We start from the raw sequence: 14,374 nt of genomic DNA on the forward strand, positions 1-14,374 counted from the left end.
CCCGCACCTCACGACACGAGATCGGTCACCCGGCCTCCGTGGCGGAGGGGTTCCTTGGGGGAGGGGATGCAGTCCGTGCCCGCCGCTCCTCTGCAGAGCAGGTCGGTGACCGGCCCGAGATCCTCGCCGGGTTCCCCGAGCCCGCGCAGCGCCGCCGCGGCGGCGGCGAGGTCGGCGGCGACGTCTTCAAGGAGCCGGGCCACGGGCGGCGCGTTGTCCTGGAGGATTCCGGCCCAGAGGCCGGGATCGCCCGCCGCGACCCGGGTCACGTCGCGCAGGCCCGGCCCCGCCAGGTCCAGAGCCGCCGCGGGCGCGTCGAGCAGCCGGGCCGCCACCGCCGAGGCGGCCAGATGCGGGACATGGGAGACGACCGCGACGTTCTCGTCATGCTCCGTGACGCCGGTCATGACGGGCCTGCCGCCGCACATCCCGATCAGCTGCAGCAGGGTGGCGACGGCCGCGGGCGCGTTCTCCTCCAGCGGGCAGTACGCCCACGGCCGGCCGAGGAACAGGTCGGGGCTGGCCGCCGCCGGGCCCGAGCGTTCCCGGCCCGCCATCGGGTGGCCGGGAACGTAGCCGGCGAGATCGCATCTCAGTCGCGTCGCCCGTGCCAGCGGCCCCCGCTTGACGCTGGCGACATCGGTGTAGACCCGCGCGGCGCCGAGGTCCTGGAGGGACCGCAGCACGCAGCCCACCGCGTCCGGCGGCACCGCCACCACCGCGATGTCGGCCGTCGGGCCGCCCTCGCCCGGAGGGATCCACGGCCGGCCGGCCCCGAGATCGCGGGCCAGCCGCACGGCCTGCGGATCGCGGTCGGCGAGCCAGACCTCGACCCCCTGCTCGCGCAGGGCGAGCGCCACCGACGTGCCGATCAGGCCGGTGCCGACGACCAGGGCGCTGTCCAGGCCGTCCACGGGCTCTCCGCCCGGGCGCCCGCCCAGGGCCGGGCACGGAGGAGCCGCGGCCAGGGGGTTCGTCATGGTCGCCGGTCCGGTACGGCTTCGAGGAGGCTGCTCCCGGCAGGGCCGTCCACCACCCGCTCCAGCCGTAGCCCGGCCGCGGCGAGCAGGGCCGAGTACTCGGCCTCGGTCCGTTCCCGCCCGCCGAGGACGACCAGCATGGTGAAGTCGGTGACCTTGCCCGGATGCGGCGCGTCCCCTTCGGGGATCACCCGCTCGACCAGCAGCAGCCGCCCGCCGGGCGCCATGGCGTCGCGGCAGTTGCGCAGGATGGCCACGGCCTGCTCGTCCGGCCAGTCATGGATGATCCACTTCAGCACGTACAGGTCGCCGCCGGACGGGACGGCGGCGAAGAAGTCGCCGCCCTCCACCGCGCACCGGCCGCCGAGCCCGGCGGCCGCGATCCGCTCCCGGGCGGCGGTGGCGACCTCGGGCTGGTCGAACACCACCCCGGTCGCCTCGGGGACGGCGTCCAGCACGGCGGACAGCAGCGTCCCGTCGCCGCCGCCGATGTCGACGATCCGGCGGGCGGAGCCGAAGTCGTACGCCGCGACGATCCCGCCGGTCTCCAGCCGGCTGAACTCCGCCATCGAGGTGGTGAAGACCGCGCCCAGCTCGGGGTTGCGCCGTAGGTACGCGAAGAGCGGCAGGCCCAGCGTCTTGGGGAACGCCGGCTCTCCGGTGCGCAGGCTGTGCTCGGCGTCGGAGAACACGCGGCCGAAGAGGCCGCCCATGATCATGACGGACCGGACCGACAGCGGGTGGCCGGAGCGCAGGTGCGCGCCCAGCTCGGTGAGGGCGAACCGGCCGGGCTCCGGCTCGGTCAGCAGCCCGAACCCGGCCGCCGTGCGCATCAGCCGCAGCAGCGCCCGCGGGTCGGTGGTGGTGTCCGCCGCCAGGCCGGCGACGTCCCGGGTGCCGTCGCCGATCAGGTCACCGAGCCCGAGCTCGGCGATGAGCTGCACGACGCGGGCCCGGATGTGCCCCTCGTGCGTCTCCAGCAGCCGGGCGACGGGCGGCTTGTCGCCCTCGACGATCCTGCGCACCAGGGCGGTGTCGTGGATGTCCTCGAAGTGGGTGGCCAGCCCTGCGGCCAGCCGCCAGGAGTGGACGAACGGCACCATGCCGGAGGCCCCGCTGCGCGCTCCCCGCATGTGGTGGACGCCGAAGACCACGACGCGGTCGCCCTGCTCGACGAACTCTGCGGGCTCCGGGCGTAGCTCGCTGAAGACGGTCCTGGCCCGGGCCATGAACGCCAGGATCTCCGCGTGGCCCTTCTTGGTGCCGCCGAGCCCGTGGTCGCTCATCCCCTCGGGGTGGGTCCATTCGATGCCGGGGGCGAACGCCTCCAGCGCGGCCCGGTGGTCGCGGCGGCGGAACGCGGCGTAGGACGCCTGGATGATCTCAGTGTTGGACGGCATCGCCGGACTCCTTCACCAGGTGGGGGAAGTGCGCCCGCAGGGTCGCGCGAAGCCCTTCGCGCCAGCCGACCTCGCATCCGCCGATCAGCGACGCGCGCAGCGTGTTGTCGAAGGCGCTGGTCGCCCGGTAGACCTCGCTGGGCGAGAACCGGGGCTCGGCGCCCGTCAGCTCGGCCATGTACGTCAGCATGTCCTGGATGCCGACGGTGTCGTCACCCGCCCAGTTGACCACGCGCGCCGGCACGGTCGTGGCGTTCCACAGCAGGGGGACCTGCCGGACGATGTCGTCGGTGTGGATGGGGCTGCACCAGTTCTGCCCCTGGAGCGGCACCTCGACCGGCTCGCCCGCCAGCATCCGCCGGAACAGCAGGATCGGCATCCCGCCGTGCGCGTGCGGCCCGTAGGCGACGTTCAGCCGGGCGATGATCGTCGGCAGGCCGAGCGTGGCGCCGAAGGCCCGTACCGCGCCCTCGGCGGCGAGCTTGCCGACCGGGTAGGTCGGCAGCCACGGCATCCGCCCGCCGAGCGGGTCGTCCTCCCGCACCAGGTGCTCCTGCGACCGCGGCGCGTACACCGCTCCGGAGGAGACGAACAGGAACGCCTCGGCCCTATGGCAGTGCGTCATCAACCGGCCGGCGCTCACGGAGTTGATCTCGACCGAGGCGTCGAAGTCGGTGCCGTCGCCGCGGTGCGCGGCCGAGTGCATGACGTGGGTGAAGTCGTCGGGAAGGCCGTCCAGGCCCTCCTTGGTGAGCTCGGCCATGTCCCACCGCCAGGTGCGGATGCCGAGATCGCGCAGCTCGCGCTCGGCGCCGGAGTCGCCGAACCGGCCGAGGCACCACACCTCGTTGTCCTTGGCGAGGGCCTCGGCCACCGGGCGGGCCACCTGCCCGGTGGCGCCGGTGATGAGGATCTTCTTGCCCGCGATCATGTGTCAGTTCCCGCCCAGCGCGCGGTCGAGCTCCTGCCGCAGGATCTCCTGGAAGCTCACGACGTGCTTCGGGCCCATGAGCGTGTAGTGCTCGCCCGGCACGTCGATGTAGCGGTTCGGCCCGCGGGTGAAGTCGTCCCATCTGCGTAACTGGTGGTACAGCCAGTCCTCCTTGGTGCCCTTGAGGGGGATCGCGTAGAAGACGGTCACGGACTCGACGCCCGGACTGGGCTCGTAGTCGCGTCCGAGCATCACCATCGACTGGGCGATCGCGACCCAGGCGGCGAACTTCTCCAGGTCCAGGTCGAGCTCGACGAGGCGGTGCCGGGGGGCCAGGTCGATCAGGTGCTGAAGTTGCTGGCGCTCGGTCATCCCGGAGGCGCGCAGCAGGGCCACGACCTGCGGGGCCTGCTGCTTGGTGACCAGCTCCAGGAAGAACGCCAGGTTGACCGCGCCCTCGGTGAAGTCGAGCTCGTTCATGCGGCTGCGGATGTACGGCGGCAGGTTGAAGATGCCGACGAAGTCGACCCGCTCGCCGCGCGCCTCCAGCACCTTGGCGATCTCGAACGCCACCGCCCCGCCGTAGGAGTACCCCGCGATGGCGTACGGGCCGTGCGGCTGCCTGGCGGTGATCGCCGCCACGTAGGTGTCGACCATCTCGCCGAAGCTGGTGAAGTGCGTCTCGCCCTCGCCGAAACCGCGGGCCCGCAGCGCGTAGAACGGCCGCTCGTTGACCAGGTACTTCGCCAGGTTGACGAACACCAGCACCTCGCCGACGCCGGGGTGCACGCAGAACAGCGGCGTCTTGGAGCCGGTGAGCTGGAGCGGGACGAGTGGTTCGTAGTCGGCGTCCCCGGACGGCCGCGGGGAGTCGAGCCGGGCGGCCAGCCCGGCGGCGGTGGGCTCGCGCAGCAGCCAGATCACCGGGACGTCCCGGACGCCGAAGCGCTCCTCGACCCGGTGCTTGAGACGCAGGATGTCCAGCGAGGTCCCGCCGAGATCGAAGAAGCTCACCGTGGCGCCGATCGTCCGCGGGTCGAGCCCGAACAGGTCGGCGTAGATCTCGACCAGGTCGCGTTCGGCCTCGGTGCGCGGGGCGGTGTACCCGCCGAGCTGGCGCTCGGTCATCTCGGCGAGACCCGCCTCGATGCCGGCGAACTCGCCGGCCTGCAACCGCGCGCGCAGCCGGGACCGCTCGATCTTCCCCAGGCTGGTCTTGGGCAGGTCCGCCTTGGTCAGTGGCAGGATCAGCCCGGGCCGGAAGCCCCAGTGCAGGACCACGCTGTTGCGGATCGCGGTGAGCAGCCGGTGCAGCCGGTCCTCGTCCGTCACGGGGAACGCGCAGGCGAAGGCGATGACGAGCTGCTCGGTGTCACTGCCCGGTGCGCGGGAAGGGAAGGCCGCCACGTACGACTTCTCGACACCGTCGAGCCGTTCGATGACCGACTCGATGTCGTGGCTGAAGTAGTTGACGCCGTTGACGATGATGCTGTCCTTGCTGCGTCCGTTCAGCGCCAGCCCGTCCTCGGTGATGGTGCCGAGGTCGCCGGTGCGGAACCAGCCGTCGGCGGTGAAGGCGGCCCTGGTGGCGGCCTCGTTGTTGAGGTAGCCGCCGAACACCATCGGGCCGCGCACCTGCAGCTCGCCGGTCTCGCCCTCGGGCACCGCGACGTCTCCGTCGGCCACACGCATCCGCAGTCCGGTCACCGGGTGCCCCAGTGACGCGAACTCGCGGCCGGCGTCGACCTGCGGGAACCGGGTGGAGAAGATGCTGCCCGCGCAGGTCTCGGTCATGCCGAAGGCGGGCTTCAGCACGGTGCGCGCCATGCCGTGCGGGCCCAGCGCGTCGATGAACGCGGTGGCCGTCGCGCGGACCGTCGCCTCGCCACCGGAGATGATGTGGCGGAGGCAGGACAGGTCGAGCGTGAGGCCGGCGGCGCGCGGCAGCTCCTTGAGGATCTGGCCGAGCAGGAAGTTCGGGGTGAAGGTGAGGCTGATCCGGTGGGCGTCGATCAGCCGCAGGAAGTTCAGCGGGTCGCCGAGCACGGCCTGAGGGGGAACGTGCGACTGGGTGGCGCCCGCCCGCATCGGCAGCAGGTGCGCCTCGAAGGCCGCGATGTGGTCGAAGTTGATCCAGTTCAGGGGACGGTCGTCCTCGGTGACCTCAAGCCGCTCGGCCTTGGCCGCCATCGACGCCAGCAGGTTGGCGTGGGTCAGCATGACCGCCTTGGCGTTGCCGGTGGAACCCGAGGTGAGCATGAGCAGCGCGAGGGCGTCCGATTCCGCCCGGTGCAGGTCGTCGGCCGGCACGGCGCCGGCCAGATCCTCCAGCTGGGCGACCGGAAGGCCCGTGACCTCGGGGACCTCGTCGGCCATGTCCTTGGTGGTCACCAGGAGGGGCGCGTCGAGCAGGCCCGTCAGGTACTCCAGGTGTGCGGCCCAGCGCTGCGGGTCCGCGCGCATCGGCGCCACGGGACAGGGGACGAAGCCGCCGAGGACGCAGCCCCAGAACGCCTTGATGAAGTCGGCCGGGCGGTCGAGCGTGAGCAGGACGCGGGTGACGGGCCTCAGGCCGCGCCCCCGCAGCCCGTTGAGCACGCACTTCGCCTCCGCCAGGAGCTCCGGATAGGTCTGGAACTCGGTGTCGCCGGGCGTGGAGCCGGTGGGATAGCGGACACCTGAGGCGGGCCGCCGGTGAACCGCTTGCAGCAGCAGTTCCGTGAGATTCGCGACGTCAGCGGAATGGAATGACTTTTCTGAATGCACGACAAAGACCCCCGTCTAAGTGAATGAAAAGCAAGCGGAAACGCTTGGAGAAGGTGCGGTCACCGAAAGCAAGCGGAACGCTCGAAGAAGGGTGGATCAATGTGCGAGGACACCCCGGGATGAATTACCCTGCCTCTATCATACGGAGCGAATGTGAATTCCGGGTTTCCGTGGCGCTCAAATGGTGAATTAAACGGGGCGTGCCTCGACGAGGCCGCTGGGCGAGCGCATGGGCAGCACCCGGGTCAGCTCGAAACCGGACGCGGCGAAGAGGGCGGCGAATTCCTCGGCCGTGCGCTCCCGGCCGCTGCCGAGCACCATCATGTTGAGGTCGATGAACTTCCCCGGGGCCGGTTCGGAGCCGGCCGGGATCACCGTGTCGACCACCAGCAGCGTCCCGCCCTCCGCGATGGCCTGACGGCAGTTGCCGAGGATGGCCCGGCACTCGTCGTCTCCCCAGTCGTGCAGGACCCACTTGAGGAGGTAGAGGTCGCCGCCGTCGGGCACCTTCTCGAAGAAGTCGCCGCCGACCAGCTCGCACCGCTCGAATTCGGCCGTTCCGCGAAGCCTGTCGCGGGCGTTGTCCATGACGTAGGGCAGGTCGAAGAGCACGCCGGTGGCGGCGGGCTGGGCCTTGAGGACGGCGGTGAGGAACCCGCCCTCGCCGCCGCCGATGTCCACGACCCGGGAGAACCCGGAGAAGTCGTAGGTCTCCAGCACGGCGGCGACGACGTTCTCGGTGAGGCCGTGCATCGCGCGTCCGAGATGCCCGGCCATCTCCGGGTCACGCGCGAACATCTGCCAGGCGGACATGCCCATCGCCTCGTCGAAGGCGGGCTCGCCGGTCCGGATGGCGTGGACCAGCTCTCCCCACGCGCGATGGTGGCTCGGGCCCAGCTCCATCAGCACGAACGACGACAGCGAGGCGGGCACGTCGCTGCGCAGGGTGGCGCCGAGCTCGGTCAGCCCGAACACCTCGTCCTGCTGGGTGAAAAGCCCCACGCCGGCCAGCGCGCGCAGCAGCCGGTACAGCGACCGGGGATGCGACCCGGTCAGCGCCGCCAGGTCCGCGCTGCTCTTCGGCCCGCCGGCCAGCAGGTCGGGAATCCCGAGCCTGGTCGCGGCATAGATCCCCCGAGAAACCCAGAATCCGCAGATCATCCCCATGACCTGCTCGAATGGTCGATCCATTGAGTTGTCCACGTTCCCCCCGTGTGGTGAACGTCCCGGGGGCGGCGCACCGCCCCCGGGACAGGCGGAGCTCAGCCGGTGACGACCACCAGCTTGCCGAGCGTGCCGGCGGCGAAGTCGCCGATCGCCCGCGGCGCCTCGTCGAGCGTGTAGGTGCGCTGGACGGGAACGCGCAGCCGCCCCCCGGCCGCGGCGAGGGCGAGCCGGTCGAGCGTGCCAGGGTCCGGCTGGGCCAGGATCGCGGTGGCGGACTCGTCCGGCGCGAAGTTCAGCGTGGAGACCAGCCGGCCCTTCGCCGAGCGGAGCGCGGCCAGCTGCGGGCCGTCCCCCGCGAGGTGGAGCACAGCGGCCACGCCGTCCGGCGCGATCTGGCGGACCTGCGCGTCCAGATCGGCCGTGTGGTCGACCACGTGCCTGGCGCCCAGTCCCCGGACGAACGTCTCCTCCTCGCCCGGCCGGGCGGTCGCGATGACGACGGCGCCGAGGTCGTTCGCGAGCTGGACGGCGTAGGCGCCGACGCCGCCGGTCGCGCCGGACACCAGCAGGGTCTCCCCCGAGGAAAGGCCCAGGGCGTCGATCGCGGTCTGCGCGGCCGCGCCCGCGAGGCCGAGCGCCGCGGCCTTCTGGAGCTCCAGGCCGTCCGGGACGGTGGTCCACGGCCCTTGCTCGGGGATCACGAGGTACTCGGCGAACCCGCCGTCGGCCAGCACCGGCTTGGCCACCACACCGAAGATCGCGGCGCCGGGGGCCACCCGGGTGACGCCTTCACCGGTCACCTCGACGGTCCCGGCGAAGTCCTTGCCGAGCACGACGGGGAACTTGTACTCGAAGATCCCCTGGAACATGCCGCCGATGGTGGCCAGGTCGAAGCCGTTGACGGAGGCGGCCTCGACGCGGACGAGCACCTCGCCCGGACCGGGCACCGGCGTGGGCACCTCGACCAGCGACGGGTCGGCTCCGATGGCGCCGAAAGCTACGGCTCGCATTGTGTGATCTCCTTGGTCAGGTTCGGATGAAGCCGGTCCCGGCGGCGTGGGCCAGGGAGGCTCTGATGGCGGCCAGCGCGACGGCCAGCTCGTCGTGGTCGCGCGGGGCGTAGAACATCACCGCCGTGTCGGGGAAGTCCGGCCTGCGGGTGATGGGATGCATCTCCACCCAGCCGGCCTCGGCGAGGACGGTGATCACCTGCAGGGGCAGCATGAGGTGGAGGAAGCCGGAGGTATGGACGTGTCCGAATTCATCCCTGGTGGGCGTCAGAAACGCCTCCCACGGCCCCCGCGGCTCGCGGACACGAAAGGCGAGAGAGCGGGGGTCGGATACCTGACTGGGGCCCGTGAAGACACCGTCCATCGCCTCAACCTGCGCGATTAGCTCCTCGCGGACGTCCGGAGGTGAGAATTGCTCGAGCTGATCATGGGGAATCGCCACGCCGGTGGTCGCCGGTCGTGGGCCGGTCCGGGCCGGGGGTGCGCTCAGGTCAATTAGCATGCGTTCTGACGGACTTTCTGTGTTCCGTTAAGTCTTGTTCCCAATGGAGATTGTTGGTGATGATCGGGCATGGCGGAAGACGGCACAAGAATGAGCGTTAGGCACATTGATGTTCCTTACTCCGTATCCGCGAACACGGACAACTGCCTGCTCCGGGGTGTTCTCGACCGGGTCGGAGACAAGTGGAGCGTGCTGATCATGTCCCTGCTCCTGGACGGCCCCCGCCGGTATTCGGACCTGCGGCGGGTCATCGACGGCATCTCGCCGCGAATGCTCACGCTCACCCTGCGCGGCCTCGAGCGCGACGGGCTGGTCCTGCGCAAGGTCACTCCCACCACGCCACCGAAGGTCGACTACTCGCTGACCCAGGTCGGCCGCACGCTCTCCGGACAGGTGAGCGAGCTGATCGGCTGGGCCGAGCAGCACTACGCGTACATCTCCGACTCCCGACGGCGCTACGACGAGAAAGGCTGAGACATGGACGACATGATCGGTGTCCTGCGCGGTTCCCACGAGCGGCTCAAGAAGCTGGTGGCTCCCCTGGACGACGCGACGCTGGCACGGCCCTCCTACGCTTCCGCGTGGTCGATCGCCGAGGTGCTGTCGCACCTGGGCTCGCAGGCCGAGATCACCGAGTTGCTGGTGGACGCGGGGCTCGGCCTCGCGGAGCCGCCGGCCCCCGAGGTGGTCGGCGCCATCTGGGACCGCTGGAACGCCAAGGCCGCACGGGAGCAGGCCGATGACGGACTGGCGGCCGACGCCGCGCTGCTGACGAGGTTCGAGGCACTCGGCTCCGCGGAACGCGCGCGCCTGCGCCTCTCCGCGTTCGGCATGGAGTTCGACTTCCCCATCCTCACCGGAATGCGGCTGAGCGAGCACGCTCTGCACAGCTGGGACATCGCCGTCGCCCTCGATCCGCGGGCGACGGTCGCGCCGGAGCCGGTGGAGTACCTGGTGGACCTGCTCGGCCCGATCGTGAGCAGGTCGGGCAAGCCGGCGGCCACGCCGGCGAGCGTCGCCGTCACCACCACGGGCCCGGACCGCCGGTTCGTCCTGCGGTTCGGTGACACGGTCACGCTGGAGGAGGCGGCGGACGCGGGGGAGACCCCGGCGGCCGTCGAGCTCCCGGCCGAGGCGTTCGTCCGCCTCGTCTTCGGCCGCCTCGACCCGGCGCACACCCCCGAGGTCACCGTCCAGGGCGTCGACCTCGACGAGTTGCGGCGGTCGTTCCCGGGCATTTGACCTGATCCTCCTCTCCCCGCCGGGCGCGGCGGCCGTACCGGCCGCGCCCGGCGCGCCGGAGGAGTGCCGCGGGAGCCGGGACCACACCTGCGGGGGTGACATGGAAGGATGGCGAGTTGTGAGCGCGCAGATTCTCGACGGTAAGGCCACCGCGGCGAAGATCAAGGCGGACCTGGCGCAGCGGGTCGCCCGGCTCGCGGCCGAAGGCGTCACGCCCGGCCTCGGCACCATCCTGGTGGGTGAGGACCCGGGCAGCCAGATCTACGTCGCCGGCAAGCACCGCGACTGCGCGGAGGTCGGCATCGCCTCGATCCGCAAGGATCTCCCCGACACGGCCTCGCAGGCCGAGGTCGAGGCCGCGATCGACGAGCTGAACGCCGACCCCGCGTGCACGGGGTACATCGTGCAGCTTCCGCTGCCACGCCACCTGGACACCCAGGCGCTGATCGAGCGCATGGACGCCTCGAAGGACGCCGACGGCCTGCACCCGGTGAACCTCGGCCGCCTCGTCCACATGGTGGACGCGCCGCTGCCGTGCACGCCGCGCGGCATCGTGACGCTCCTGCAGGAGTACGGCGTGCCGATCAAGGGCGCCGAGGTCACGGTGATCGGCCGGGGTATCACGGTGGGCCGTCCCCTCGGCCTGCTGCTCACGCGCCGCACCGAGAACGCCACCGTCACCCTGTGCCACACCGGCACCCACGACCTCGCCGCCCACGTGCGCGGGGCCGACATCGTCGTGGCCGCCGCCGGGGTGCCCGGCCTGATCACGGCGGACATGGTGAAGCCGGGCGCGGCGGTCCTGGACGTCGGGGTGTCCCGCCTGGACGGCAAGCTGGCCGGCGACGTGGCCCTCGAGGTCAAGGAGGTCGCGGGGTTCTTCGCCCCGAACCCGGGCGGCGTGGGCCCGATGACCCGCGCGATGCTGCTGACCAACGTCGTCGAGTCCGCCGAGCGCCGCGCCCGCTGACGCGGGCTACTCCGGCGCGGGCCGGCGGTAGAGGTGCTCGGGCCGCCCCGTGGTGCCGTAGCGCAGGCCGACGGCGACGCGCCCGTCGGCGGCGAGGTCCGACAGGTAGCGCTGCGCGGTCGCCCGTGAGATGCCGAGGCGGGCGGCGACGTCGGCGGCGGTGACGGGTTCGCCGGCGGCGCGCACGGCGTCGATGACCAGCCGCGCCGTCTGGCTGGACCGCCCCTTGCGCATGGCGGCGTCCACCCGGTCGCCCTCGTGCAGGACGCGGACCGCGCGGTCGATCTCGGCCTGGTCGAGTGCCCGGTCGCCGCCGAGCTGCCCGTGGAAGCGGGCGTAGGCGCGCAGCCGCTCGGCGAGGTCGTTCTCATTGAACGGTTTGACCAGGTAGTTGACGACGCCGCGCCGCATGGCCTCGCGGACGACGGCGCGTTCGGCGGCGGCGGTGAGCATGATCACGTCGCATCCGAGTCGGGGCGCGATGGACGTGCCGGGCGCGTCGGGCAGGTACTGGTCGAGCAGCGCGAGGTGGGGGCGCAGGCGGCCGGCCATCTCGACGGCCTCGGCGGCCGTGTGCGCGATGCCGGCGACCTCGAAGCCGGGCACCCGCCGCACGTACCGGGCGTGCACGTCGGCGACGCGGAAGTCGTCGTCCACGACGAGCACCCGGATCGGCGCGCCTTCCCGCACGGGCCCGTACGTCATGGTGTCCCCTTCCGACCGGTCATGCCTCGTCCCCCCGGGAGATGGCGTCGGGGAGGCGGGTGACGAAGACGGCGCCGCAGTCGGCCCCGGACGCGCGGGTGAGGGTCAGTTCCCCGCAGTGGCGCAGGGTGAGCCGCCGGGCGAGGGCCAGGCCGACGCCGTGCGGCCGGGCGTCGTCGGCGGCGGTGGTGAAGTCCTGGTCGAAGAGCCGGTCGACGGCCTCGGCGGGGACGCCGTCGCCGCTGTCCACGACGACCATGTGCAGGACGCCCGCCTCGGCGACCAGCGACACCTCGACCCACGCGGGCCGCCGTGATCCGGCCTGCGCGGCGGCCGTGGCGTTGTCGACCAGGTTGCCGAGGATGGTGACGACGTCCAGCGGCGCGTTGAGCTGCGCGGGGACGAACGAGTCGGCGCTCAGCCGCAGATCGACCCCGCGTTCGGAGGCGACGGCGGTCTTGGCGGCGAGCAGCCCCCGGATGTACGGGTCGCGCAGCCGCCCGCCGTCGCCGTACTCGGTGGCGAGCGGGTCGTCGGCGAGTTCCCGCAGGTAGGCGATCGCCTCGTCCCGGTGCCCGAGGCTGAGCAGGCCCGACAGCGTGTGCAGGCGGTTGGTGTACTCGTGCGCCTGCGCCCGCAGCGCGTCCGAGAGCGCGCGGACGACGTCCAGCTCGCGGGCCATCGCGTCCAGGTCCGTGCGGTCGCGCAGGGTGAGCACGTGGCCGAGGTCCCGGTCGCCCCGGCGTACGGGGGCGGCGGTGACGACGAGCATGCGGTCCTCGGTGGCGACGAGGACGCCGCGCGCCTTGGCCCGCTCGGACAGCAGCGTGCGCAGACCGGTGGGCAGGCCGGCGTCGGCGGCCGGGGTCCCGAGGACGGGCCGGCCGCCGATCAGGCGCGCGGCCGCGTCGTTGCAGATGGTGACCCGCCCGGCGGGGTCTACGGCGAGGACGCCCTCGTCGATGCCGTGCAGGACGGCCTCGCGCTCGCGGAGCAGGTCGGCGAGGTCGGTCGGTTCCAGTCCGAGGGTCTGGCGCTTGAGCCTGCGGGCGAGCCCGGCGGCGGCGACGACGCCGAGGGCCACCGCGAGCCCGGTGAACCCGGCGGCGGGGCGCATCAGGTCGCCGATGCGGTGGGACACCTCGCCGGCGGCGATTCCCACGCTGACCTGGCCGACCACGCGGCCGGTGGCGGTGAGCAGGGGGACCTTGCCCCGGGCGGACGGGCCGAGCGTCCCGGTCTCGAAGGTGACGATCTCGTGGCCGCCGAGGGCCTCGGGGTCGGTGCTGACCCGCTGCCCGAGCCGGTCGGCGTCGGGGTGCGAGTAGCGGATGCCGTGGTCGTCGGCGACGACGACGAACAGGACGCCCGCGCGCCGCCGGGCCGCCTCGGCGTGCCGCTGCACGGAGCCGGACCGGTCGTGGGCGGCGACGGCGCGCACGATGTCGGCGTCGGCGGCGACGGAGCGCGCGACGGCGAGGGCGCGTTCCTCGTACTGCGTCTCCAGCTCCGCGTGGAGCAGGTAGGCGACCAGCGCGAAGCCGCATCCGAGGATGAGCAGGAGCACGGCGACCTGGACGAGCAGGGCCTGTGTCGCGAAGCGCAGCGGGGGCCGCCGCCCAGGCCAGGACATGGGAGCACGATACCTCCGCGTGCCCCGTGCGAGCCCGCGCGCAAAAAGAGCAAAACGCGAAATACGCGCATTGCTCACACAACCGGCACAAGGCTGGTGAGGCCTGTCACACCGGCCTACGGTCCCGGGAAACGAATCCCCCGTGCCCCTCATGACTACCAGGCCGATGTTTCCTCCGCGTGTCAGGAGCCGGACCTCGTCCGGAAGGAGCCGAAATTGACCACCCCCAGCGCCCCCGCCGCCGTACCCCGGACGGGGGGCGACGCCATCGAGCTGCGCGGCGTCACCAAGCGCTTCCCGACCCGCGACGGCCGCGACTACACCGCCGCCAGGAACATGACCCTGAGCGTCCGCCAGGGCGAGTTCGTCAGCGTGGTCGGGCCCACGGGCTGCGGGAAGTCCACGAGCCTGTCGATGATCTCCGGCCTCGCGCCCGCCAGCGACGGCCAGGTGCTCGTCCAGGGCAGGCCCGTGACCGGCATCCCCGACGGCCTCGGCTACATGTTCCAGCAGGACGCCGTGCTGCCCTGGCGTACCGTGCTCGACAACGTCGCCGCCGGCCCCCGCTACCGTGGCGCCTCCAGGACCGAGGCCCGCGACCGCGCCCGTGACTGGGTGGCCAAGGTCGGGCTCGCCGGGTTCGAGCGGTACTACCCCCACCAGCTCTCCGGCGGCATGCGCAAGCGGGTCGCGCTGGCCCAGACCCTGATCAACGAGCCGTCGATCCTGCTCATGGACGAGCCGTTCAGCGCGCTGGACGTCCAGACCCGCGAGCACATGCAGGACCTGCTGCTCGACCTGTGGTCGGGCACCAGCGCCGCCGTGGTCTTCGTGACCCACGACCTGACCGAGGCCATCGCGCTGGCCGACACGGTGGTCGTCATGACCGCCGCCCCCGCCACCACCAAGAACGTCATCCCGGTACGGCTCGAACGGCCGCGCCGCGTGGAGGAGATCCGGCTGGAGGAGTCCTTCCTGGAGGTCTACCGCGAGGTCTGGGACTCGCTGCGCGAAGAGGTCGAGATCACCCGCGCCCGGGGAGCCGGCCGTGTCGCCTGAGCCCGCACC

The 14,374-nt window shown here is 72.2% G+C and carries 13 protein-coding genes; 4 read left to right on the plus strand and 9 right to left on the minus strand.

All coding sequences use genetic code 11. The features are described from left to right. Positions 1-8 precede the first annotated feature (8 nt). From DQ384_RS33160 to DQ384_RS42435, 7 genes are all read right to left on the minus strand, one after another. On the minus strand, positions 9-980 hold the full coding sequence (locus DQ384_RS33160) for a prephenate dehydrogenase (protein WP_114032818.1): 972 nt from the start codon (positions 978-980) through the stop codon (positions 9-11). Next, positions 977-2,380, minus strand: coding sequence for a methyltransferase (locus tag DQ384_RS33165; protein ID WP_114032819.1), 1,404 nt, complete (start codon positions 2,378-2,380; stop codon positions 977-979). Before DQ384_RS33165 ends, DQ384_RS33160 begins: the two co-directional genes overlap by 4 nt. Beyond that, entirely contained in the window at positions 2,364-3,311 is a 948-nt protein-coding gene (locus DQ384_RS33170; RefSeq protein WP_114032820.1) for an NAD-dependent epimerase/dehydratase family protein, read from the minus strand. The genes DQ384_RS33165 and DQ384_RS33170 overlap by 17 nt, the downstream gene beginning before the upstream one ends. Positions 3,312-3,314: 3 nt before the next feature. Continuing rightward, the gene (locus DQ384_RS33175; protein ID WP_114032821.1) at positions 3,315-6,077 is read right to left on the minus strand and encodes a non-ribosomal peptide synthetase; all 2,763 of its coding nucleotides are present in this window, start codon (positions 6,075-6,077) and stop codon (positions 3,315-3,317) included. Between the two features lie 189 nt (positions 6,078-6,266). Continuing rightward, complete coding sequence (locus tag DQ384_RS33180; protein WP_114032822.1) at positions 6,267-7,268, minus strand: methyltransferase; 1,002 nt, start codon at positions 7,266-7,268, stop codon at positions 6,267-6,269. 71 nt (positions 7,269-7,339) lie between these two features. After that, positions 7,340-8,254 carry an NADP-dependent oxidoreductase gene (locus DQ384_RS33185; protein ID WP_114032823.1) on the minus strand — a complete coding sequence of 305 codons (915 nt, stop codon included), beginning with the start codon at positions 8,252-8,254 and terminating at the stop codon, positions 7,340-7,342. 16 nt (positions 8,255-8,270) lie between these two features. Next, positions 8,271-8,756, minus strand: a complete 486-nt coding sequence (locus tag DQ384_RS42435) for a luciferase domain-containing protein (RefSeq protein WP_281274155.1) — start codon at positions 8,754-8,756, stop codon at positions 8,271-8,273. Positions 8,757-8,846: 90 nt separating this feature from the next. On the opposite strand from DQ384_RS42435, the gene DQ384_RS33195 reads away from it, so the two are divergent. From DQ384_RS33195 to DQ384_RS33205, 3 genes are all read left to right on the plus strand, one after another. Next, positions 8,847-9,230 (plus strand): winged helix-turn-helix transcriptional regulator, encoded by a 384-nt coding sequence (locus DQ384_RS33195; RefSeq protein ID WP_114032825.1) that lies wholly within the window; start codon positions 8,847-8,849, stop codon positions 9,228-9,230. A gap of 3 nt (positions 9,231-9,233) precedes the next feature. Beyond that, entirely contained in the window at positions 9,234-9,998 is a 765-nt protein-coding gene (locus DQ384_RS33200; protein WP_114032826.1) for a maleylpyruvate isomerase family mycothiol-dependent enzyme, read from the plus strand. Positions 9,999-10,116: 118 nt separating this feature from the next. Continuing rightward, on the plus strand, positions 10,117-10,968 hold the full coding sequence (locus DQ384_RS33205) for a bifunctional methylenetetrahydrofolate dehydrogenase/methenyltetrahydrofolate cyclohydrolase (RefSeq protein ID WP_114032827.1): 852 nt from the start codon (positions 10,117-10,119) through the stop codon (positions 10,966-10,968). 6 nt (positions 10,969-10,974) lie between these two features. On the opposite strand, the gene DQ384_RS33210 is transcribed toward DQ384_RS33205, so the two are convergent. Then, on the minus strand, positions 10,975-11,673 hold the full coding sequence (locus DQ384_RS33210; RefSeq protein ID WP_114032828.1) for a response regulator: 699 nt from the start codon (positions 11,671-11,673) through the stop codon (positions 10,975-10,977). 19 nt (positions 11,674-11,692) lie between these two features. Continuing rightward, positions 11,693-13,306: a sensor histidine kinase gene (locus tag DQ384_RS33215; protein ID WP_114032829.1), complete on the minus strand. Its 1,614-nt coding sequence runs from the start codon at positions 13,304-13,306 to the stop codon at positions 11,693-11,695. 216 nt (positions 13,307-13,522) lie between these two features. Here DQ384_RS33215 and DQ384_RS33220 point away from each other — a divergent pair, with 216 nt between their 5' ends. Then, positions 13,523-14,365 carry an ABC transporter ATP-binding protein gene (locus tag DQ384_RS33220; RefSeq protein ID WP_220183265.1) on the plus strand — a complete coding sequence of 281 codons (843 nt, stop codon included), beginning with the start codon at positions 13,523-13,525 and terminating at the stop codon, positions 14,363-14,365. Positions 14,366-14,374 lie beyond the last annotated feature (9 nt).

The organism is Sphaerisporangium album, from assembly GCF_003323745.1.
Classification (GTDB): domain Bacteria; phylum Actinomycetota; class Actinomycetes; order Streptosporangiales; family Streptosporangiaceae; genus Sphaerisporangium; species Sphaerisporangium album.

Excerpts from the sequence above, each read along its gene's own strand:
- DQ384_RS33160 (WP_114032818.1), bottom strand. The coding sequence starts at position 980 with ATGACGAACCCCCTGGCCGCGGCTCCTCCGTGCCCGGCCCTGGGCGGG.
- DQ384_RS33165 (WP_114032819.1), bottom strand. The coding sequence starts at position 2,380 with ATGCCGTCCAACACTGAGATCATCCAGGCGTCCTACGCCGCGTTCCGC.
- DQ384_RS33170 (WP_114032820.1), bottom strand. The coding sequence starts at position 3,311 with ATGATCGCGGGCAAGAAGATCCTCATCACCGGCGCCACCGGGCAGGTG.
- DQ384_RS33180 (WP_114032822.1), bottom strand. The coding sequence starts at position 7,268 with ATGGATCGACCATTCGAGCAGGTCATGGGGATGATCTGCGGATTCTGG.
- DQ384_RS33185 (WP_114032823.1), bottom strand. The coding sequence starts at position 8,254 with ATGCGAGCCGTAGCTTTCGGCGCCATCGGAGCCGACCCGTCGCTGGTC.
- DQ384_RS42435 (WP_281274155.1), bottom strand. The coding sequence starts at position 8,756 with ATGCTAATTGACCTGAGCGCACCCCCGGCCCGGACCGGCCCACGACCG.
- DQ384_RS33195 (WP_114032825.1), top strand. The coding sequence starts at position 8,847 with ATGAGCGTTAGGCACATTGATGTTCCTTACTCCGTATCCGCGAACACG.
- DQ384_RS33200 (WP_114032826.1), top strand. The coding sequence starts at position 9,234 with ATGGACGACATGATCGGTGTCCTGCGCGGTTCCCACGAGCGGCTCAAG.
- DQ384_RS33210 (WP_114032828.1), bottom strand. The coding sequence starts at position 11,673 with ATGACGTACGGGCCCGTGCGGGAAGGCGCGCCGATCCGGGTGCTCGTC.
- DQ384_RS33215 (WP_114032829.1), bottom strand. The coding sequence starts at position 13,306 with ATGTCCTGGCCTGGGCGGCGGCCCCCGCTGCGCTTCGCGACACAGGCC.